General features: G+C 73.4%; 16 protein-coding genes. 7 read left to right on the top strand and 9 right to left on the bottom strand.

The genetic code is table 11. The annotated features are described in order from the left end of the window. Nucleotides 1-63: 63 nt before the first annotated feature. The 3 genes from Cch01nite_RS20855 to Cch01nite_RS20845 form a co-directional block, all read right to left on the bottom strand. Nucleotides 64-651: a TIGR03086 family metal-binding protein gene (locus Cch01nite_RS20855; RefSeq protein ID WP_203758433.1), complete on the bottom strand. Its 588-nt coding sequence runs from the start codon at nt 649-651 to the stop codon at nt 64-66. A gap of 233 nt (nt 652-884) precedes the next feature. Continuing rightward, on the bottom strand, nt 885-1,262 hold the full coding sequence (locus Cch01nite_RS20850) for an SHOCT domain-containing protein (RefSeq protein ID WP_239071168.1): 378 nt from the start codon (nt 1,260-1,262) through the stop codon (nt 885-887). 165 nt (nt 1,263-1,427) lie between these two features. Beyond that, complete coding sequence (locus Cch01nite_RS20845; RefSeq protein WP_203758432.1) at nt 1,428-2,255, bottom strand: alpha/beta fold hydrolase; 828 nt, start codon at nt 2,253-2,255, stop codon at nt 1,428-1,430. A gap of 182 nt (nt 2,256-2,437) precedes the next feature. Between Cch01nite_RS20845 and Cch01nite_RS20840 the strand changes: the two genes are divergently transcribed. Next, nucleotides 2,438-3,964, top strand: a complete 1,527-nt coding sequence (locus Cch01nite_RS20840) for an MFS transporter (protein ID WP_239071174.1) — start codon at nt 2,438-2,440, stop codon at nt 3,962-3,964. 43 nt (nt 3,965-4,007) lie between these two features. Here Cch01nite_RS20840 and Cch01nite_RS20835 read toward each other — a convergent pair whose 3' ends face one another. The 4 genes from Cch01nite_RS20835 to Cch01nite_RS22830 all read right to left on the bottom strand — a co-directional run bounded on the left by Cch01nite_RS20835 (nt 4,008) and on the right by Cch01nite_RS22830 (nt 8,169). Beyond that, complete coding sequence (locus Cch01nite_RS20835; RefSeq protein WP_203758430.1) at nt 4,008-5,351, bottom strand: M20/M25/M40 family metallo-hydrolase; 1,344 nt, start codon at nt 5,349-5,351, stop codon at nt 4,008-4,010. Nucleotides 5,352-5,371: 20 nt separating this feature from the next. Beyond that, the gene (locus Cch01nite_RS20830; RefSeq protein WP_203758429.1) at nt 5,372-6,715 is read right to left on the bottom strand and encodes an anaerobic C4-dicarboxylate transporter family protein; all 1,344 of its coding nucleotides are present in this window, start codon (nt 6,713-6,715) and stop codon (nt 5,372-5,374) included. A 90-nt stretch (nt 6,716-6,805) separates the two neighbouring features. Further along, nucleotides 6,806-7,153, bottom strand: a complete 348-nt coding sequence (locus Cch01nite_RS20825) for an SHOCT domain-containing protein (RefSeq protein WP_203758428.1) — start codon at nt 7,151-7,153, stop codon at nt 6,806-6,808. 44 nt (nt 7,154-7,197) lie between these two features. Next, entirely contained in the window at nt 7,198-8,169 is a 972-nt protein-coding gene (locus Cch01nite_RS22830; protein WP_239071167.1) for a DUF6325 family protein, read from the bottom strand. A gap of 91 nt (nt 8,170-8,260) precedes the next feature. Between Cch01nite_RS22830 and Cch01nite_RS20815 the strand changes: the two genes are divergently transcribed. The 6 genes from Cch01nite_RS20815 to Cch01nite_RS20790 all read left to right on the top strand — a co-directional run bounded on the left by Cch01nite_RS20815 (nt 8,261) and on the right by Cch01nite_RS20790 (nt 17,865). Beyond that, on the top strand, nt 8,261-10,954 hold the full coding sequence (locus tag Cch01nite_RS20815; protein WP_203758427.1) for a winged helix-turn-helix domain-containing protein: 2,694 nt from the start codon (nt 8,261-8,263) through the stop codon (nt 10,952-10,954). Nucleotides 10,955-11,075: 121 nt separating this feature from the next. Then, nucleotides 11,076-13,946, top strand: coding sequence for a cation-translocating P-type ATPase (locus tag Cch01nite_RS20810; RefSeq protein WP_203758426.1), 2,871 nt, complete (start codon nt 11,076-11,078; stop codon nt 13,944-13,946). Nucleotides 13,947-14,240: 294 nt separating this feature from the next. Continuing rightward, nucleotides 14,241-15,380: a HesA/MoeB/ThiF family protein gene (locus Cch01nite_RS20805; protein ID WP_203758425.1), complete on the top strand. Its 1,140-nt coding sequence runs from the start codon at nt 14,241-14,243 to the stop codon at nt 15,378-15,380. Then, nucleotides 15,380-16,675 carry a hypothetical protein gene (locus Cch01nite_RS20800; RefSeq protein WP_203758424.1) on the top strand — a complete coding sequence of 432 codons (1,296 nt, stop codon included), beginning with the start codon at nt 15,380-15,382 and terminating at the stop codon, nt 16,673-16,675. Before Cch01nite_RS20805 ends, Cch01nite_RS20800 begins: the two co-directional genes overlap by 1 nt. A 15-nt stretch (nt 16,676-16,690) precedes the next feature. Then, nucleotides 16,691-17,179: a hypothetical protein gene (locus tag Cch01nite_RS20795; RefSeq protein ID WP_203758423.1), complete on the top strand. Its 489-nt coding sequence runs from the start codon at nt 16,691-16,693 to the stop codon at nt 17,177-17,179. A 101-nt stretch (nt 17,180-17,280) separates the two neighbouring features. Continuing rightward, nucleotides 17,281-17,865, top strand: a complete 585-nt coding sequence (locus Cch01nite_RS20790; RefSeq protein ID WP_203758422.1) for a DUF2867 domain-containing protein — start codon at nt 17,281-17,283, stop codon at nt 17,863-17,865. Nucleotides 17,866-17,941: 76 nt separating this feature from the next. On the opposite strand, the gene Cch01nite_RS20785 is transcribed toward Cch01nite_RS20790, so the two are convergent. Continuing rightward, the gene (locus tag Cch01nite_RS20785) at nt 17,942-20,401 is read right to left on the bottom strand and encodes a beta-glucosidase family protein (RefSeq protein ID WP_203758421.1); all 2,460 of its coding nucleotides are present in this window, start codon (nt 20,399-20,401) and stop codon (nt 17,942-17,944) included. Continuing rightward, nucleotides 20,401-21,756, bottom strand: a complete 1,356-nt coding sequence (locus Cch01nite_RS20780; protein ID WP_203758420.1) for an MFS transporter — start codon at nt 21,754-21,756, stop codon at nt 20,401-20,403. The genes Cch01nite_RS20785 and Cch01nite_RS20780 overlap by 1 nt, the downstream gene beginning before the upstream one ends. Nucleotides 21,757-21,771 lie beyond the last annotated feature (15 nt).

Raw genomic sequence — 21,771 nt, 5'->3', positions numbered from 1 at the left:
CCGGGTCCGTGGCTCCGACCGGAAGCCGCGGACCCGGCTGCGTCCGGTCGACGGGGTCAGCCGTCAGGGCGTCCAGCGGGGGTCGCGGCCCAGGTAGCGGAGCAGCTCGGCCGACGGGCCGTCGCCCGGCGCCGGGTCGAGAGCGGCGGCGTACGCGCCGTACTGCCGCAGCGGCTCGACGATCGCGCGGGCGACGGGGAGCAGGTCGGCGGCGAGCGCGTCGTCGAGCGGCGAGGGCCGGCCCGTGGCGACGGCGACGTCCCAGGCGTGCACGGCGGCGTCGAGGGCCGCGGCCCCGGCGGCGACGGGTGCGGGCAGCGCGCCGTGCGGCAGCGGGGTCGGGGTGGGCGCGTCGGCCGCGACGGTCGCGAACGCGTCGGCCGACGCGACGAGCGCGGGCTCGACGAGCGCCGTGGGCGTGCCGTCGAGCGTGCCGGACGGGTCGAACGGGTTCTCCGTCGGGCCGCCGTGACCGGTGATGGCGGCGGCGTACGCGCGCTGGTCTCCCGCGGCGTGCTGCAGCACCTGCGTCACGGTCCACTCGGTGCACGGCGTCGGGCGGGCGAGGTCGGCGGGGGTGAGGTCCGCGAGGACGCTGCGCAGGGCCGTGTGCGCGTGGTCGAGGACGGGCCAGAGGGTGGTGGCGGTCATCGGTCTCTCCTCGGTCGAAGTCCGGAACGGAACGAATCGTTCCGCCTGTTGAAGCGTAGCGGAATGATCCGTTCCGTTCAAGACCTCCCGACGGCGCCCGGTCGCCGACGCGGACGGCCGCCTCGCACGCCGACATGCTGAAGGGTTCGTCGCGCCTGACGCGACGAACCCTTCAGCGAGACCCGGACGCCGAGACCCGGACGCCGAGACCCGGACGCCGAGACCCGGACGGCTCAGGCGAGCGCCTTCGCCTTGAGCTGGGCGAACTCGGCCTGGTCGATGACCCCGGCGTCGAGCAGGTTCTTCGCCTCGGTGATCGCCGCCGCCGGTGACGCGTTCGCCGTCTGCCGGATGTAGGCGTCGGTCGCCGCCTTCGACTCGACGATCTGCGCGGTCTGCCGCTCGGCCATCCCCTTGCCCCTGGCGATGATGTAGATCAGCGCGATCAGGAACGGGAAGACGATCAGCCCGATCACCCAGAACGCCTTCGCCCACCCGCTGGTCGCCTTGTCGCGGAAGAGGTCGGCGCAGATCTGGAACAGCAGGATCAGATACATGAAGAACACGAACCACCACACCATGAGCCAGAACCAGTCCCAGAAGCTGTTCACGAGCGGCCTCCTCAAGCCCGCGCCGGGTAGGGCTCCGGCGTCTGCCACCACCGTGGCCCGCGACGGCCGAGCGATCCTCACCCGTGGCGGGTAGTCGTGCCCCGACGCCCCCGCAGGTCAGAGGCGCCCAGGCGGCCGCGCGGGCGGGACGGCGGCTCGAGTTGGTCAGGAGCGGGGGACCTGCAGGACACGGGAGATCCCCGGCTCGTCGGGGTTGTCCACGATCTCCCGGCCGTCCAGCCACGACCCGATGACGTGCGCGAGCTCGCCGGGGTGGCTGAAGTTCATCGCGTGCGCGGCGCCCTGGATGACGGCGAGCGTGACGTGCTCGGGGGCGAGCCGGGCGACCTCCATGACCCGCCACGGCGGCGGCATGAGCGGGTCGCGGCTCCCGACGACGGCGAGCGTGGGCACGGGGGTCCGCAGGATGCGTTCCTGCGACGGGAAGCGCGTGAGCTCGCTGAACAGGTGGAACGCGTTGAGCGGCCCGAACCTGAAGTAGTCGGGCACCGCCAGTCGCGCCATCCGGGGGCTCTCCCGCACGGCGTCGCGCGCGAGCTGCATGAGCCCCCGGCCCAGCGGCTGGTTCCAGACGCCGCCGGCGGGAGAGGCGAGGACCACGGCCTGCACGCGGTCGGGGGCGATGTGCGCGACGTCGAGGATCACCGGGCAGCCCATGGAGTTGCCGACGAGCACGACCTTGTCGAGCGACGACGCGTCGAGGAACTCCAGCAGGGTCTCGGCGAGCGCCGAGATGCCGAGCGTCGCCTCCGGGCGCTCGCTGCGGCCGTAGCCCGGCAGGTCGGGGACGATGTTGGTCGCCCGGCCGGTGAGCCGCTCCGCGGTGGGCAGCAGGGACGTCCCGGAGATCGCGAACCCGTGCACGTGCACGATCGGTGTCGCGTCGGGCACGTCGGCGCTGGTGCGCACGAACATCTGACGGCCGCCGACGCGGACCGTCCGCTCCGTCCAACCCGCGGCGAGGGTCCCCACGTCGCGATCCTCGCAGCGCCGCGCCCCGCCAGGACCACCCGGAACGGGTGACGCCCCTCGGGATGCCAGGCGGGACGCTCGGCAGGATCGGACCAGACCCACGGACGGAGCACGACGTGGCCGACGCACCGCATCCCCCGACGGAGGCCCCGCTCGACAAGCGCCTCGCGGTGCTGCTCGCCATGGCGATGTTCGTGCTGGTGGTCGACACGTCGTTCATGAACGTGTCGATCTCGGCGGTGGTGCGGGACCTCGACACGACCGTGAGCGGTGTGCAGTCGGCGATCGCGCTGGAGGCGCTGGTCTCCGCGGCGTTCATCCTCATCGGCAGCAAGATCGGGGACCTCGCGGGCCGCAAGCGCGCGTACGTGCTGGGGCTGCTCGGCTACGCGACGGGTGCCGTCGCGATGACGCTCGCGCAGAGCCTCACGGCGGTGATCATCTTCTGGGCGATCATCGGGGGGCTCGGTGCGTCGCTGCTGCTGCCGTCGATGCAGTCGCTCATCCACGGCAACTTCACCGGCGCGGCCCAGACCCGGGTGTACGCGCTCGTCGGTGCGTCCGCCGCGATCGCCGCGGCCATCGGCCCGCTGCTCGGCGGCGCGATCACGACGTACCTGTCGTGGCGGGTGGCGTTCGGTCTGGAGGCCGCGATCATCGCGGTCGTGCTCATCGGCATCGGGCTCGTGAAGGACGTCCCGTACACCGGTCCCCGGGAGATCGACCTGGTCGGCGCGGCGCTGTCGGCGCTCGGCATGGGCGGTGTCGTGCTCGGGATCCTCGTGTGGCAGGAGGGCGGCGAGGCCGTCGGCGCGCTGATCCTCGTCGGGGCGGTCGCGCTGTTCGGGCTCGCCCGGTGGCTGGTGCGCCGCAAGCGGGCCGGCAAGCCCGCGCTGCTCGACCCGAACCTGTTCCGGCTGCCGCTGTTCCGGATCGGCGTGACCCAGCAGATGTTCCAGCAGATCACCCTCGGCGCGGCGATGATCACGCTGCCGATCTTCCTGCAGATGGTCCTGGAGTACGACGCGATGGAGGCGGGCCTCTCGCTCGCACCGCTCTCGCTCAGCATGTTCGCCCTGGCCATCCTCGCCGGGAAACGCTCGGGCAACCGGCGGCCGGCCGACATCATCCTGACGGGGTTCGTCCTGGTGGTCGTCGGTGTCGTGGGGCTGCTGCTCGTGGTGCCGCGTGCGACGTCCGGCTGGTACCTGGCGATCCCGCTCGTGGTGCTCGGGTCCGGCCTGGGCCTGCTGGTGTCGCAGCTCAACAACTACACGCTGTCGCCCATCGACGAGGAGCACGTGAGCGAGGCCGCGGGCGTGAACTCCGCGGCCGGGTCGTTCGGCCTGTCGTTCGGCCTGGCGTTCGCGGGCGGGCTGCTGCTCGCCGCGCTGTCCCTCGGCTTCACGAACCAGACGAACGCGAGCACGGTGCTCGACGCCGCGCAGAAGGAGCAGGTCGCGACGGTCCTGGAGGACGACGCCCAGCTCATGAGCAACACCCAGCTGAACGAGCTGCTCGCCGACGAGCCGCCGGAGGTCGCCGCGGAGATCGTGCAGATCAACACCGACGTGCGGCCGCGGGCGCTGCAGATCGCGCTGCTCGTGCCGCTGCTGGTCGGCCTCGCCGGGGTCGTCAACGGGTTGCGGATGCGGCGGCTGCCCGACCCGTCGCCGAACAGCGCGATCGAGGGCGCGGCGTTCGGCTGAGCCCACGGTGGAGCCAGCCGGACGGGCCGGACGACGAACCGCGTCAGCCCGCCGCGAGCTCCTCCAGCAGCAGCACCTGCGCGACGGCCATCCGCTCGATCTCGGACGGGTCGACGCTCTCGTCGGACGCGTGGATCCGGGACAGCGCGACGTCCTCGGGCCCCCACAGCACGAACTCGGCCCCGGGCGAGACGGACGCGAGGGTCTGGAGCAGCGGGATGGACCCACCGGACCCGACGTCGCCGGCGTCCGTCCCGTACGCGGCGCGCAGCGCACGCCGGGCGGCGGCGTACCCGGGCCCGTCGGTGGGGACGGTGAAGGGCGGGGCGGCCTTCGTCCGTTCGACGACGACCTGCGCGCCCCACGGCGCGTGCGTCTCGAGGTGCCGGACGAGCGCGTCGAGCTCGGCGGCCGGGTCGGCGCCGGGCGGGACGCGCATCCAGATCTTGGCGCGCGCCGACGGGTGCAGCACGTTCGACGAGCCCTCGATCGAGGTGATGTCGACGCCGATGGCCGACACGGACGGCCGGGACCACAGCCGCGACGAGATCGAGCCGGTGCCGGCGGTCCGCACGCCGGGGAGCAGCCCGGCGCCGGCGCGGAACTCGTCCTCGGACTGCTCGGCCCCGGTCCAGTCGAACCGGGTCACGCCCTCGACAGCGACGTCGCCGGCGTCGTCGAGCAGCGACGAGAGCAGTCGCGCGAGGGCCATCATCGCGTCGGGCGCCGGCCCGCCGAACACGCCCGAGTGCAGCGGGAACGAGAGCGTGGAGACGGTGACGACGCACGCGACGTCGCCGCGCAGCGTCGCGGTCAGCGACGGCTCGCCGACGCGCAGGTTGCCCATGTCGCACACGACGAACAGGTCGCACCGGAACAGCTCGGGGTGCGCCTCGACGAACTCCTCGAGGTTGCTGTTCGTCTCCTCCATGCCCTCGACGACCAGCCTGACCGTGCACGGCGGTGTCCCGTCGAGCGCGCGCAGCGTCGCGAGGTGGATCGCGAGGCCGCCCTTGTCGTCGGCGGCGCCGCGCCCGTAGAGACGGCCGTCGTCGCGGCGGGTCGCGACCCACGGGTCCGTCGTCCAGCCCTGCGTCGGGGGTGCGGGCTGCACGTCGTAGTGGGCGTACAGGGTGACGACGGGGGAGCCGGGCGGGCCGGGGATCTCGCCGACGACCGGCGGGTACCCGTGCGGCACGTCGGCGAGGTACGCGTTCGTGAACCCGGCCTCCTGGAGCAGCTCGAGGGTACGGGCGGCCATCGCGTGCACGGGCTCGGGCGGGTAGCCGGGGAACGCGATCGACGGGATCGCGACGAGCTCCTCGAGGTCCGTGAGGACCCCCGGCAGGACGGCGGCGACGCGGGTGCTGGCCTCGGTGGGATCCACGGCCTACCTCCAGGAAGGGATCAGTACAGGACGACGGCGATGAGCGCGCCGACGCCGATCGACACCGCGCTCATGACGAGCATCGGGACGAAGAACGAGTGGTCGAGCAGCTTGCCGCCGAGCTTCGTCGACCCGGTGAGGTCGAAGTTCGCGGCGGCGATCTGCGTGCCGTTGGCCGGCAGCGTGTAGATGCCGTTGAGCGCACCGGCCCACATGCCGGTGACGAGCGCGGGCGACAGCCCGACGGCCAGGCCGATCGGCACGATCGTGCGGGTGGCGGTCGACTGGCTGGTGGTGAGGGCCGCGACGAGGAACACGGCCACCGCGAAGATGAACCGCCAGTCGGTGACCCAGGCGCCGACGGTCGAGACGATGTACTCCTCGTGGGCCGCGATGAACGTCGCGGTCAGCCACGCGATGCCGAACAGGGCGATCGCGGCGACGAGACCGCTCTTGAACACCGACGTGCTCGGCACCTCGCTGAGCTTCGGCCGGCCGATGAGGATGATCAGCACGCCGACGGTGAACATGACGAGCTCGATGGTCGTCGTCATGTCGATCGGCACCGCCTCGCCGCCCTCCTCGGCGAACGACGGCCGCAGGTCCGGGAACAGCCCGAACGCGACGATCGCGAGGACACCCAGCAGGAACACGATCGCGGAGTTGCGCCCGGCCGTCGTCGAGGTCAGCTCGACGGTCTCACCGGCGGCGTCCGGGTCGGGCAGCGCCCCGGAGCGGATCCGCTCCTGGATCTCCGGGTCGTCGTCGAGGTCCTTGCCCATCCGCCCCACGACGAGCGCGGTCACCACGATGCCCGCGAGCGCCGCGGGGATCGTGATGGACAGGATCTGCGCGAGCCCGAAGTCGTACGGCGCGACGTCGGTCAGCGTGAGCATCGCGGCCATCGCCGCGGACACCGGGGACGCGGCCAGCGCCATCCCGGACTGCACGACGGACACGGTGAGCGGCCGCGACGGCCGGATGTGGTTCCGGTACGACACGTCGTAGATGACGGGCAGCAGCGGGTACAGGATGTTGCCCGTCCCGGACCCGATGGAGAACGCGAACGCCGTCAGCGGTGCCAGGACCGTGATCTGCCGCGGGTGGGCCTGGATGACCCGGGCGGCCACCTGCACCATCCAGTCGATGCCGCCCGCGGCCTGCATGAGCGACGCGGCGGTGACGACCGACAGGATGATGAGCAGCGCGTCGATCGGCGGCTCCCCGGGCCGCTCCCCGAACACGAACACGAGGACGGCGACGCCGAGGCCGCCCCACACACCGACCCCGACGCCGCCGGAGCGCGTCCCCATGACGATCGCCGCGAGGACGACGACCGCTTCGAGCACGAACGAGACGTCCATCGTCACCCTGTCGCTCGCTGGGGCGGACGATGTCGAGGCGGGCCGCCGGCCGCCCGTCCACCGGGAACGGTGGCCGTCAGGGTGGCGCGGTCAGCTCGCGAGGATCTGCGCCTTCTGCGCCTCGAACTCGGCGTGCGTGAGGACCCCCTGGTCGCGGAGCTCGGCGAGCTGCTTGAGGTGCGCGATCTTCGTGTCCATGTCAGGCCCCTCGGGTGCCGGGGCCTCCACGTACACCGGCTGCGCGTACGTGGGCGGCGGGGGCGGCGGCGGGGAGTAGGACGGCTGCGCGTACGACTGCTGCGGCGGCGGGTAGCCGGCCGCGGCGGCGTCCTGCGCGGCCCAGCGTCCCTGCTGGCGGCGCTGCACGCGGCCCGAGACGGCGCTCGCGGTCCCGGCGACGACGGCGGTGCGGGCGACCCCGCGGATGAGACCCGGCATGGTGTCCTCCTCCTGGCAGGTGCGTGCTCGTGACGATGAAGGGTTCAGCTCTCGTCGAGGTCGTCGAGGGCCGCGAGGATCGACTGCACGGGGATCCGGCCGGTCGCGACGAGCTGGCCGCCTCCGCGGCGCAGGGCCGCGGCGAACGGTCCGGCCCACGCGTTCTCGTACACGAGGATCGCGGCGGCGGAGCCGTCCTCGAGCGCGGCGGCGGCCTCCGCGACGTCGTCGTCCCCGAGCAGCCCTGACGCGGCGCCCTCGAAGATCGACAGGTCGGTCTCGCCGCCGCCCTCGGCGGCCTCGTGCATCTGGAGCGCGCGGACGGTGCCGTCCTGCTTCTCGACGAAGACGAGGTCGAGGATGCGGATGATGCCGCGGTCCACGAGGTCGATGAGCAGCGGGAACGCGGTGCCGTCGAGCTTGTTGTGCGGGAACTCGACCACCAGGTAGTCGATGGGTCCGAGGTCTCGCGAGTCGTCCTGGTCGGTCACGTCGTCCTCCTCGTCAGCCGGCACCGCGCTCGTCCGCGCCGTGGCCCGTGCGGCTCGTCCCGTCGCCTCCTCAGCGTCGCCAGCGGCGTCGTCGGAGGCATCACCCGTGACGGGTGGTAGTGGCGCCGCGGTGGTGAGGACCGCGACGGAGTGGGCCCGCAGCCACGCCAGGACCTCGTCGAACGCGTCCTGGCGCACGGTGAGCGCCGTGCAGCGCAGGCGCTGCCGGTCCTGCAGGTGGTCGAGCATCGACAGCAGCACGTCACCGACCCCGCCCGCGACCACGAGCGCCACGCCCATCCCGTCGGTCCGCCGCCCGACCGGCGTGGTGCGCCGGACGCCGACGACGTCGAGCCCGAGCGCGTGCGCCTGCTCGACGAGGCCGAGCAGCGCAGCGGTGTCCCGGACGGTGCCGTGCACGACGGTCTGCCGGTGGGCGTCCCGGACGCCGTGGGCCCGCAGGCGGAGCACCGACCGCGCCGGAAGCGTGCCGAGCACGGTCACCTCGACGGGTTGCGCGGGCATCACACCTCCAGTGCCGGTGCCGAAAGTGTTCACTCACGCGTCGACGGTCCTCATCACCCGAAATGGGTACTGGTGTGGCTAGTCTCCCGATATGGCCACCGTCGGGCCGGCTCCTGGCCGACCGTCCGGCGCCGCTGAGTTCTCCGTCTCCGGCAGGGTGGGATGGGCGAGCGGCGGTGGGGGGCGTGCGCGGACCTCGACGGTCCCCGCGCCCGCGGGGGCGATCACGCGGGCCCGCGTGGAGGCCCGGCTGGACGGGGTCCTCACGCACCGGCTCACGGTCGTGGCGGCGGGCGCGGGCTGGGGGAAGACGACGGCCGTCGCGTCCTGGTGCCGGCACCGTGACGTCCGGACGGCCTGGGTCGTGCTGGAGCCGCGCGACGACACGCCGAGCGCCGTCTGGTTGCGCGTCGTGGAGGCCGTGCGGGCGAGCGGCGCCGTGCCGGCCGAGCACGAGCTGATGCGGCTCCGGGTCCCGCCGACCGTGACCGCGCCGTTCGCGACGCGGCTGCTGCACCTGCTCGAGCAGCTCGCCGAGCAGGTCGTCCTGGTGCTCGACGACTTCCAGGTGGTGCACGACCCGCAGGCGCTCGCGGCCGTCGGCGACCTCGTCCGGTACGCGCTGCCGCTGCACGTCGTCGTCGTCACGCGGGCGGACCCGCCGCTGACGCTGCAACGGATGTCGCTCGACGGGCGCGTCGACCACGTCCGCGCCGAGCACCTGGCCTTCGACGCGCAGGAGGTCCAGGCCCTGGCCGCCGCGGAGCAGGTGCCGCTGTCCGCCGCGGGGAGCCGGGTGCTGCTCGACCGCACGGAGGGCTGGCCGGTGGGTGTGCGGCTCGGGCTGCGGCAGCCCGCGGACCCCCGCACGGGCACGCCGACGGGTCTGCCGGACCCGGACCGGGCGGTCGGCGAGTACCTGCTGGAGGAGGTGCTGGCCGCGCAGAAGCCCGAGGTCCGCGACTTCCTGGTCCGCACGAGCGTCGCGACGACGCTCACGCCGGAGCTGGCCGAGGCGATCGTGCCCGGCGCCCCCGCGCACCGGTACCTGGCGGAGCTCGTCGCGTCGAACGACTTCGTGACCCCGCTGGGCGGGGGCTACAGGTACCACCCGCTGCTGCGGGACATGCTGATGGGGACCTTGCGGTTCGAGGACCCGGCCGGTTTCCGGGACGCGCACGTGCGGGCCGCCCGGTGGCTCGTCGTCCACGGCGACCCGTTGCACGCGCTCGACCACGCCGCCTCGGCCGGGTCGTGGGACCTGTTCGGCGAGATCTTCGTCGAGGCGGGTGCGGCGCTCGTGGCCGGGCCGCAGCGGGAGGCGGTGCTCTCGGCGGCGCGACGGGTGCCGTTCGTGGACGCCCCGCAGTCGGCGCTGCTGGAGCTGTGCGCCGCGACGGACGCGTGCGTGCGGGGACGGATCCCGGCCGGGCACCTGCACGTGCGGCGAGCCCGTGCGCTGCTCGACGAGCTGCCCGTCGAGCACCGTGCCGCCGCGGACGTCCTCGTCGAGATCCTGGCCGCGCACGTCGCGCTCGGTCGTGGCGACCTGCCGGGCACGGTGTCGGCGGCCACGGCGGCCACCCGCGTCCTGGACGGGACGGCGTGGCCGTTCCCCGCGTTCGAGCACTACGGCACGTGGGTGCACGACCTGCGGGCCACCGGCCTGTGCTGGGAGGGCGACGTCGACCTCGCGCGCGCCGAGCTCGACCGGATGCTGCGCGACGTCGACCCGACGGTCGCGAGCCTCACGACGCTCAACGGCCACGCGTACCTCGCGCTGTGCGACGCGATCGACGGCCGGTACGACGACGCCGCGCGCCGCGCCGACGGCACCCTGGTGCTCGCCGAGAACGCCGGGTGGCAGGGCTACGAGCACCTGCGCCCCGCCTACGCGGCGTCCGCGCTGGCCGCGCTCGTGCGGGGTGACTGGCACGGTGCCGACCGCACGCTCGCGTACGGGTTCGCGGCCGACGTCGGCGGCGACGAGCCCGTCCTGCTGGTCGCGCTGCACGCGCTGCAGGTGCGGGTCGCCGTGGCGTCGGGTCGGATCCGGGCCGCGCGGGTGGCGTTCGAGCAGGCGTGCCGGGACGCGACCGACGTCCCGCTGCCGCCGGTCGCGGGCGACCTGCTCGCGCGGGCGGCGACCGACCTGGCGGTGCACGCCCTCACGCACGACCAGCGGCCCGACCTGCTGTCGCCGCCGGCGCGGACCACGCGCGAGGTGCTGCTGGTGTGCCAGGCCAGGACCGCGCTCGCGCGGCACGACGTGACGGCGGCCGTCGCCGCCGCGCGCGAGGTGCTCGCGGCGGGCGTCGACCTGCTGCCGCTGACCCGGGTCGAGGCGCTGCTCGTGCTCGCGGGCACCGCCGAGCTCGTCGGCGACACGGCCGGGGCGGACGCGTGGACGCGGCAGGCGCTCGACGAGGCCGCCGACGCCCGGCTGGTGCAGCCGTTCGTCGTCCGTGGGCCGGCGCCGCTGCGCAGCGCGGTCGACCGTGCCGTCGCGCGCCGGAGCGACGAGCTCGCCGTGGCCATCGGCGGGCACCTCGGCCGCGGGGCGCCGGTCACCGAGCCGACACCGCTGGTCATGGCGCTGACCGACCGGGAGCTGGTGATCCTCACCGCGCTCGCGACGATGCAGAGCAACGCCGAGATCGCCGGCGAGCTGTTCGTGTCGGTGAACACCGTCAAGGCACACCTCAAGTCGGTGTTCCGCAAGCTCGACGTCACGACGCGCCGCGGAGCCGTCCGGCGCGGCCGTGACCTGGGCCTTCTGCCCTGACGGTCCGGCCGGTCGCGGGTCACCCGCCCCGGGTGAGGCGCCCTGGAGGGGCGTTGCTACGGTGACGTGAGGACAAGGCGCCACATCCCGGTCATCCCGGGCCGACGTTCGGGGGTATCCCGTGGCTCAGTCGCCGTCGCAGGTCGTCGCAGCAGCGCCTCCTGGTGCTCCCGGGAACGACACCCGATGGTGGGCGCTGTCCTCCGTCGAGGTCGCCCGCGCGCTCGGCACCAACCCCGAGCAGGGGCTGGACGCCGCGGAGGTGGGCAAGCGGCAGCGGCAGTACGGCGCGAACACCCTCACCGCGCAGGCGCCGCCGTCGGTGTGGGCGGTGCTGCTCACGCAGCTGCGGGACCCGATGAACCTCATGCTCGTCGCCGTCGCGGTGGTGAGCGTCGCGATCGGGCAGGGCTCCACGGCGGCGATCGTCGCGTTCCTCGTGCTCATCAACGTCGTCATCGGCACCCGTCAGGAGCTGCAGGCGCGCAAGAGCGTCGACGCCCTCGCGACCATGCAGGAGCCGACGAGCAAGGTGGTGCGGGACGGCGTCCTCGTGCAGATCCCGGCGAGCCAGCTCGTGCCGGGCGACGTCGTCGAGCTCGAGGCCGGCGACATCGTGCCGGCCGACGGACGGCTCGTGCGGACGGCCACGATGGAGACGCAGGAGGCGGCCCTCACGGGGGAGAGCGCCCCGATCGGCAAGGCCACCGAGCCGCTCGCGGACGAGGACGTGGCGTTGGGCGACCGGGACAACATGGCGTTCCAGAACACCGCGGTGACGCGCGGCACGGGGACGCTGCTGGTCACGTCGACGGGGATGTCGACGCAGATCGGCCACATCGCGACCCTGCTCTCGTCCGTCGAGAAGACGAAGTCGCCGCTGCAGAAGGAGCTCGACTCCCTGACGAAGGTGCTCGGCGCGATCGCCTGGTCGGCGGTCGCCCTCATCGTCGTCATCGGGCTGGTCCGCGGCGACTCGATCGGCGACCTGCTGTTCCTCGCGACGGCCGTCGCGATCTCCGCCATCCCGACGGGCCTGCCGACGTTCGTGCAGGCGATGCTCGCGTACGGCGCGAAGCAGCTCGCCGCCGCGAAGGCGATCGTCGCGAACCTGTCCGACGTCGAGACGCTCGGGGCGACGAGCGCGATCAACTCCGACAAGACCGGGACGCTCACCCTCAACCAGATGACCGTGACCGCCCTGTGGCTGGGCGGCCGGCACTACACGGTCGAGGGCGCCGGGTACGACAAGGTCGGCCGCATCCTCGGGCCGGTCGGTGCCGAGGTGCCGGACCTGACGCCGCTCGCGTACGGGCTGTGCCTCGCGAGCGACGCGACGGTGTCGGACACGGGCGACGTGATCGGCGACCCGACCGAGGCCGCGCTCGTGGTGCTGGCCGCCAAGCTCGGCGTCGACGCCGCCGAGAGCCGGCGCACCTGGCCGCGGGTCGCGGCGGTGCCGTTCGACTCGGCGTACAAGTTCATGGCGACCGCGCACTGGATGCCGTGGCGCGGCGAGCACTCGCTCGTCGAGGTCGTCAAGGGCGGGCCCGACGTGGTGCTCCAGCGGTGCACGCGCGCGCTGGCCGCGCCGGGGCAGTTCGTGGGCATCGAGCAGCTGCGGGCGGACATCGACGCCGAGCAGGAGCGCCTCGCGAAGAGCGGGCTGCGGACGCTCGCGTTCGCCGTGCGGATCCTCACGCCGAAGGACGAGGCGCTGATCGTCGCGGACCCGATGTCGTACGTCGAGGACCTCGTGTTCGTCGGCATGGTCGGCATCGTCGACCCGCTGCGGCCGTCCGCGAAGGTGTCCGTCGAGATCGCGCACAAGGCCGGGATCTCCGTGCGGATGATCACCGGCGACCACGCCGTCACCGCCGGCGCCATCGGTGCGGACCTGGGGCTGCCGGGCGGTGCGATCAGCGGTGCCGAGCTCGCGCGGCTCACCGACGACGAGCTCCTCGCACGGCTGCCGAACCTGCACGTGTTCGGCCGCGTGACGCCCGAGGACAAGCTGCGGATCGTGCAGCTCATGCAGTCGCAGGGCCTCGTCGTCGCGATGACCGGCGACGCCGTCAACGACGCAGCCGCCATCAAGCAGGCCGACATCGGCGTCGCCATGGGCTCGGGCAGCGAGGTGACCAAGCAGGCCGCGCGGCTCGTGCTCACCGACGACAACTTCTCGACGCTCGTGCACGCCGTCGAGCTCGGCCGCAGCATCTACCAGAAGATCACCGCGTACATCCGGTTCCAGATGAGCCAGCTCATCGGCCTCGTCACGCTGTTCCTCGTCGCGAGCATCACCGACCTCAACGGGGGCGTCGCGCTGACGCCGATGATGGTGCTGTTCCTCAACTTCTTCGTCTGCGTCGCGCCCGTCATCGCGATCATGCTCGACCCCGTCGGCCCCGAGATCATGAACCGGCCGCCCCGGGACCCGAAGCAGGGCATCAGCAACCGGCACGCGATCAGCCGCTGGCTCCTGTACGGCCTCGTGCTCATGGTGGTGACGCTCATCCCGCTCGTCGCCGGGCCCGACGAGCCGTCCGCGGACACGCCGTCCGTGTCGATGACCATGGCGTTCGTGGTGATGGGGCTGGGCAGCACGTTCTCCGGCGTGGTGCTGCGGCGCGAGCCCGAGTCCGGCCTGGTGCCGCCGCTGCTCACGGCGGTCAAGGTGCTGTCCATCCCGGCGCTGCTCATGTGGCTCGCGACCGAGCTCGACTTCCTGCAGCAGTGGCTCACGACGCAGGAGCTGAACGGCGGCCAGTGGGCGACCGCCCTCGGCCTGGCGCTCGTCCTGCCGATCGTCGCGGAGGTCGACAAGGTCCTCATGCGGCGCCGTCTCCCGAAGGCGCCCACGCTCACGACGCAGGAGGCCGTGAGCCCCGTGCGGGCCCGCAGCGAGGCGCCCGCCGCGCCGGCCGCGACGGTGGACCCGTCGGAGCCGGCCGCCACGACGGCCCCGACACCCGCCGTCCCGATGCCCTGACCTGCACCGACGTACGCCGACCGGGTGAAGAGCACCGCCCGGCCGTATCAGCCCGGCACCCCCTCGTTCTTGGTCCGTGTTGTCGCCGCGAGAGCGACGCAGAGGAGCAAGACCCAGGGGGAGGTGCACGAAAGATGACGATCGAGATCATGGACGTCGAGGAGATCACCGCTACGCGGATCCACCTCGACCCCGACGCCGGCGGCGCCTGAGCCCGCCCGTGAGCCGGCCCGGTCATGACGACCGGGCCGGCTCCGCTCGTCTCCACCCGTCCACCCCTCCCGAGGACCGAAGATGCTCCCCCGACTCAAGTCGCTCAACTGCCTCGCCGGCGACGGCGAGCTCCTCGTGAGCCTGGACCCGAAGGTCCGCACCCGCATCGCCGACCCCGACGGCCAGGTCCTCGCGCTGCTCACGCTGCTGCGTGACGGGACCCGGGACGTCGCGGCTCTCGGCGCGTCCCTGCGTGAGCGGTGGCCGGACACGGCCGACATGGACGTCGCCGCCGTGATCGCGCAGCTCGACCGCTTCGGCTGGTTGGAGGACGCGTCCGCCCCCGCGGTGTTCGACGCGCACGACCGCGAGCGGTACTTCAGCAACCTCGCGTACTTCGACGCGTTCACGAACCTCTCGACGCCCCGCGAGCTCCCGCAGTCGTTGCTGCGGGGAGCACACGTGCTGGTGCTCGGCGCCGGCGGGCTCGGCTCCGCGGTGCTCATGAACCTCGCGGGGCTCGGCGTCGGCGCGCTCACCGTCGTCGACCAGGACCGCGTCGAGCTGCGCAACTTCGCCCGCCAGTTCACGTACACCGAGGCGGAGGTCGGCCAGCCCAAGGCCGAGCGGGTCGCCGAGTGGCTGCAGGCCTTCGACCCGACGCTGCGCGTCGAGGCGTTCCGGCGTCGCGTCGAGTCGCCCGACGACGTCACCGCGCTGCTGCACGGGTCGGCGCTCACCGCCCGGCCCGACCTCGTGGTGTCCGCGATCGACGAGCCCGACGAGGTGGACCGCTGGGTCAACCAGGCGTGCGTCGCCGCCGGGGTCCCGTTCATCCGCGGCGGCCTCGCCTACACGCAGGGCCTCTACTGGTCGGTCGACCCCGGCCGCAGCGCGTGCCGTGAGTGCCTCGAACGGCACCGCGACCGCCTCGCCGGGGGGATCGACCAGGAGGTCGTCGACCGTCCGCGGGTGCTCGCGCAGGACCGGGTCAACCGGGCCATCGGGCCCGTGACCAGCGTGCTCGGCGGGCTCGTTGCCCTCGAGGCCATGCGGTTCCTCACCGAGCTGTCCGAGCCGGTCGCCCTCGGGCGCTACCAGCTCGTCGACTTCGCGGGCGACGGGCACACCTCGACCGACGCCTGGCCGATCGACCCCGACTGCCCGGTGTGCGCGACCGCGCCCCGTCGGCTCGCGGCGGTCGCGCACGCGGCTGCGTGATGACCGCCGTCGACGCCGACGCACGACGTGCCGCTGTCCCCGACCCGGCCTCCGTCCCGGCGCCCGTCCCGGCGCCCGTCCCGGCGCCCGACCCGCAGGTCGGGCCGGCGTCCGTCCTGCGCCTGCACCCGCTGACCCGCACCCCGCAGGGCGACCGGGTCGTCGTCGGCCGGACCGACACCGGCCGGTTCGTCGCGATCCCCGCGGTCGGGGCGCAGGCGCTGGACCTGCTGGAGGCGGGCCGCACCGTCGAGGAGGTCGAGCGGGCCGTGACACCGGCCGACGCGACCGAGCCCGTCGACGTGCTCGGGTTCGCCCGCAGCCTCGTCCGGCTCGGCTTCGTCGCCGCGGTCGACGACGCCCGGACCGGCGACGCCGCCGCTCCCGCCGCGCGCGGGTTCGTCGTCGCCCCGCGCGCTCGGGCCCGCTGGCTGTTCTCCCGCGCGGGTGCCGCGTTCGCGGGTGCGTGCGCGGTCGCCGTCGTTGTCATGCTCGTCGCGGTCCCGGACGTGCGGCCGCATGCGCTCGACGTGTTCTTCCTGCGCACCCCCGCCGAGAGCCTCGCCGCGCTCACGGTCGTCACGTACGTGCTGGCGGGCGTGCACGAGCTCGCGCACGTCATGGGGGCCGCGGCGCTGGGGGTCCCGGCCCGGCTGCGCATCACCCGCCGGCTGTACTTCCTCACGTTCGAGACCAACCTGACGGGCCTGTGGGCGCTCCCGCCGCGTCGCCGGGTCGGTCCGCTGGTCGCGGGCATGGCGTTCGACGCGATCGTGCTCGCCGTCGTCATGGGGCTGCGGGTCGCCGGGATCGGGCCGGACGCGTTGTGGGCGGCGATCGCGCTCGTCGAGCTGGCCGCGATCGTGTCGCAGTTCTTCGTGTTCCTGCGCAGCGACGTCTACGCCGTGATGACGGCCCTGCTCGGCTGCACGCACCTGCAGCGCACCACGCGGCTGCTGCTGCGGCGCACGTTCTGGCGGCTCACGCCCGACGAGCGGGACACCCTGGCCGCGAGCCCGGCGCGGGACCTCGCGGTGGCCCGCTGGTACCGGTTCGTGCACGTGGGCGGGCTGCTGCTCGCGACGTGGTTCTTCGTCGTGCTGTTCCTGCCGTCCACGTGGCACCTGCTGACGTGGATGCGGGACTCCCTCATGTCGGCCGGACCGACGACGTGGACGTTCTGGGAGGCGCTCGTGCTCGGCGTGCTGCTGCTGTCGCCCCGGCTGCTCACCGCGGTGGTCGCCGCCCGCGACGTCGTCGACCGCCGCCGGACCACCCGGGCCCGCACCCGGTAGGGCAGGATCCTGCGCATGTCTCGCTCCGCGGCCGCCGATCACCGCTCGCGTGCCGCCGCGGACCGCGTCCGCTGGTGGGAACGGCTGCTGCCGGTGCTGCTCCTCGTCGGGGGGACGTTCGGCGTCCTCACCCTGATCGACTGGGACGACGCGCGCACGTTCGACCGCGGCGTGCAGACCGTCACCGGGACGGTCACCGACTGCTGGGGCGGCAAGTGGTCGGGCTGCAGGGTCGAGTTCACGACCGTGGACGGCGCCCACGAGAGCGGCACGGTCGAGGACGACCACGAGGTCGGGGACCCGCTCGAGATCGACTACGCCGTCGTCGAGACGTCGTTGGTCCGGGAGGCCGGGTACAGCACCTGGGACGACGTCAGGGTGGGTGCGCCGCTCACCGCTGCGCTCCTGGTCCCGGCGCTCGTGGCGCTCGCACTCATGCTCCGCCTGAGCCGCTCGTCCGGCAGCTTCTGGCGCCGGTTCGGCAGGGCGTGGAGCAAGCGCTGACGTCCAGGTGGCGCAGGCTGTGGGGAGCCTGAGAGCCCGGGGCGCCGGTCGGCGCACGTGGCTACCGTCGAGGTCACGGACCTGACGACGGGGGCAGTGCCATGCGGCTCGAGGACACCGAGTACACCGGCCGGCCGTGGCGGCTCCACGAGGTCGCGGCGGACTTCGAGGTCGAGGACGTGTGGCAGATGCCGACGCCCGGTGGCCCCGACGACCTCGACCGCCTGGTGCGGTCGTTCGCCCTCGGTGACGGGTCGGTGGTCAGCGGTGGGGTCGTCGGCCTCCTGTTCGCGGCCCGGTGGAGGCTCGGCGCGATCTTCGGGTGGGACGCGCCCGGCACGGGCGTCGGCACCCGGGTGCCGTCGTTGCGTGAGCGGCTGCCCGACGACCTGGCTGCCGGGCCGCGCGGGCCGGACCCGTCGTCGCTGCCGTTCACGTCGGTGTTCCAGACGCACGACGAGTGGGTGGCCGAGCTCGCCAACGGCACCGTGCACGCACTCCTGCACCTCGGGTGGGTGCCCGACGACGCCGGCGTCTACCGGGCGCAGATGACCGCCCTGGTCCGGCCCAACGGGTGGGGTGGCCGCGTGTACATGGCGTTCATCGCCCCGTTCCGACGGCTCGTCGTGTACCCCCGGATGTTCCGGGCGATCGACCGCAGGTGGCAGGCGTCGACCGGGGCCTAGAGACCGGCCGGACCCCGGTCGACGCCGGGGACCCCGGCGCCAGGGAGGCGCCGGGGTCCCGGGGTCGAGCGTCGGGTCAGAGCGGCAGGCCGGCTCGCACGTCGCCGAGCCCGCGGGCGACGAGCAGCCGCCCGCCGTCCGCGATCCGCGACCACTCGCCGGACTCCGTGTCCCATGCGCGCCACAGCCGGGCGTCGGTCTGGACCTGCACGCGGGCGGACCCGCCGGCGGGCACCGAGACGGTGGCCCAGCCGACCAGCCGCACGGGCTCGTCGGACGAGGACGGCTCCAGGTACACCTGCACGACCTCGCGCGAGTCCCGCTCGCCCGTGTTGGCGACCGTCACCGACACCGCGGGTGACGGACCACCGACGGAGACGGACGCGTCGGTGTACTCCCAGGTGGAGTACCCGAGGCCGTGCCCCAGCCAGAACGCGGGCGTCGGGACGGTCCCGGCCCAGTGGCCGCGGTACCCGATGAACGTGCCCTCGGTGTACTCGATGTCGCCGTCGACCGGTGTCACGTTCCACGCGGGGGCGGCGCCGTCGGCCACCGGGAACGTGGTGACCAGGCGACCGGCGGGCTCGATGTCGCCGAGCAGTGCGGCGGCGACGGCGTGGCCGCCCTCCTGGCCGGGCAGCCCGGCCCACAGCACGGCGTCGACCTCGTCGAGCCACGGCATGAGCACCGGCGTCGCGGCGTTCACCACGACGACGGTCCGGCGGGCGGCGGCCGCGACCGCGCTGACCAGCGCGTCCTGCGCGCCGGGGAGGGCGAGCGTCGACTTGTCGACGGACTCGGTCTCCTGCTCCTCGGTGAGCCCGACGACGACCACGGCGACGTCGGCCTGCGCGGCTGCGGCGGCCGCGGCGGCGAGCACCTCGTCGACCGGCTGCGGGGCCGGACGCGCGACGAGCCCGAACAGGCCGACCCCGGCGAGCGGGTTGGCGGTGGCGTCGATCTCCGTGCCGCCCTCGACGACCTCGGTCGAGGCCGGCGGGCGCAGCACGACCTCACCGTCGATGATGTCGTCGCCCGCGACGTCGACCGTGCCGATCTCGACGGGCGGCGCGAGCATCTCCTCGGCGAACCCGCCGGACGAGCGGAGCTCGAACGACCGCGCCGACGAGCCGACCCGCAGGTCCCAGGCGCCGACGCCGATCACGCCGACCTCGACGGGACCCTCGGCGGCGACCCGCGCCCGGAACCGGACGGTGGCGACGGGCTCGGTGAAGTCGTCGTCGAACCCGACCATGGTCGTCGGCGGCGCGTCGTGGCGGTCGTCCAGCACCGTCCCGTCGGCCCCGAGCAGCGTGACGTGCACGCCCGGGTTGCCGGTGGTCGGGTCGAGCACGAAGCCCGGGCGGGCCGCGACGGGCCGGGTGCGGACCTCGACGCCGTCGACGACCTGGACCGCGTCGCCGAGCAGGGCGGTGAGCCCCTCGGCCACGCTGACCTGGTACGGCGGGTTGACCTGCGCCGAGCCGCCGCCCATGTCGATGGTCTCGAGGGCGTGCCGCCCGATGAGCGCGACGGACGTGCCGCGGGTCAGCGGCAGGGCGTCGTCGTTGGTCAGGACCGTCATCCCGGCGGCCGCGAGCCGCGTGAGCTGCTCCTTGCGGACCGGGCTGTCCGGGGCCGGCAGGTCGGCGGGCCACTCGCGCAGCTCGCCCAGCGCCCCGACCCGGTCGGCGAGGACCAGGACACGGCGCAGGTGCTCGTCGACCACGGACTCGTCGAGCTCACCGGCGCGGACGGCGTCCACGAGCGTCTGACCCCACGGCCCGTCCGGCCCGGGCATGACGAGGTCGAGGCCACCGGCGGCGGCGGGGGCGGCGGTCTTCGTCGCGAACCAGTCCGACATGACCAGGCCCGTGTAGCCCCACTCACCCTTGACGACCTCGTTGATGACGTGGTCCTGCTCGGTGGCGGCGACGCCGTTGACGTCGTTGTACGCGGCCATCATCGACCACGGGTCCGACTCGGACGTCGCGATCTCGAACGGCAGCAGGTACAGCTCGCGCAGCGTCTTGGCGTCCACCACCGAGTTCATGGTGTTGCGGGCCGTCTCGGACTCGTTGGCGACGAGGTGCTTGAGGCACGCGCCCACGGCCAGCGACTGCAGGCCCCGGACGTACGAGGCGGCGAGCTTCCCGGTGAGCAGCGGGTCCTCGGAGTACGCCTCGAACAGCCGGCCGCCCAGGGCCGAGCGGTGCAGGTTGATCGTCGGGCCGAGCACGACGTGGATCTCCTGGGCCATCGCCTCCTCGGCGAGCATGCGGCCCACCTCGGCGGTCGTGTCCTCGTCCCAGGCCGACGCGAGCAGCGTGGCGTTCGGGAACAGGGCCACCTGGCGGCCGCCGCTGAACTTCAGGCCGCGGACACCCGTCGGGCCGTCGGACAGGTTGAGCTCGCCCAGGCCGATCGACTCCTCCGGGGCCAGCGAGAACGCGGCTGCACCGGTGAGCAGGCGGACCTTCGTCTCGAGGTCGAGCTTGGAGACGAGGACGGTGGGGTCGACGGGCGACTGGGTCATCACTTCACCTTCTTGACGGGGATGATCGCGAGGGCGCCGACGAGTGTCAGGGCCGCCGCGGAGAGGTACAGGAGGTCGTAGTTCTTCGCGGCGCCACCGATCAGCAGCGCGCCGAGGAACGGGGCGAGCGACTGGGGGGCGGCGTTGGCGATGTTGAAGACGCCCAGGTCCTTCGCGGAGTCGTCCGGGTTGGGCAGGACGCCGATGACGAGCGCCAGGTCGACGCCCATGTAGATGCCGTACGCGGCGCCGAGGATCGCCTCGACCATGTAGAAGCCGCTCACGCCGTGCACCTGGGTCAGCAGGCCGAGACCGACGGCGAACAGGGCGGTCGACGCGAAGACGAACACCTTGCGGCGGGCCAGCTTGTCGGACACGATCCCGGCCAGCTGGCCGACGATCACCAGGACGACCGTGTAGATCAGCACGCCCTTGAAGACGACGCCCGCGGCCTCGGCGTCGGTCAGGCCCAGGTGGTCCTTCATCCAGAAGAACCGGAACGTCGAGAACAGGAAGCTGCCGAGGATGAGCATGAAGCGCGAGACCCAGGCCCAGGCGAAGTCGGGGTAGCGGCGCGGGCTCAGCCAGAACGTGTCGAGCCAGGCGCGCATCGTCATCGACGGCGGGCGCTTCGGGAGCTGCTTGTCGGGGAGCACGAGCGCGTAGACGACCATGCCGACCACGCCGATCGCGGCGGGAACCATGAACAGCGCGATCATCTGCGACGTGAACAGGGTGGCGATCCAGATGGCGGCGAGGACGCCGACGTTCTGCATGACGCCGCCGAGGGCGCTGATCTTGGCCGTCTGGCGCGGCGGCACCTGGTCGGCGATCGTCGCGAGGTAGGCCGCGAAGCACGCGTTGGCGGCGAGCTGCGCGAGGAACCAGCCGATCAGCAGCGTCGGGACGTTGGTGCCGACGGCGATGACGAACAGGAAGGCCGCCAGGCCGAGCGAGCCGCCGACCAGCCAGGGACGACGACGCCCCCAGCGGGACATGGTCCGGTCGGACAGCCGCCCGAAGAACGGGTTGGCGAGGAGGGCTGCGAGGGCGCCGACGCCGAGGATGAGGCCCTGCGCCGTGGTGGCCTGGGCGTCGCCGACCACGGCCGTGACCTTGATGGCCATGCTGATGGTCACGGGGCCGAGGAGCGCGATGAACAGCGCCAGCTGGGCGAAGGCGAACGTCACCACGAACTTCTTGGTGACCGCCTCGGTGGGCGGCTCGATGGCGTAGGGCGGGACCGGGCGCTCGTGGCCCGGGATGCCCGACGTGACGATCGACGCCGGCAGCTCGGTGCTGCTGGGCGTCTCGTCGGTGAGGGGGTTCAGATGGTCGATCGCGTCCGGGCTCATGGTCGTTCTCCGTCG

This window comes from Cellulomonas chitinilytica (assembly GCF_016862675.1).
Classification (GTDB): Bacteria; Actinomycetota; Actinomycetes; order Actinomycetales; family Cellulomonadaceae; genus Cellulomonas; species Cellulomonas chitinilytica.
The sequence above is the reverse complement of the archived record's forward strand: the minus strand, read 5'-3'. Positions and strand labels throughout refer to the sequence as shown.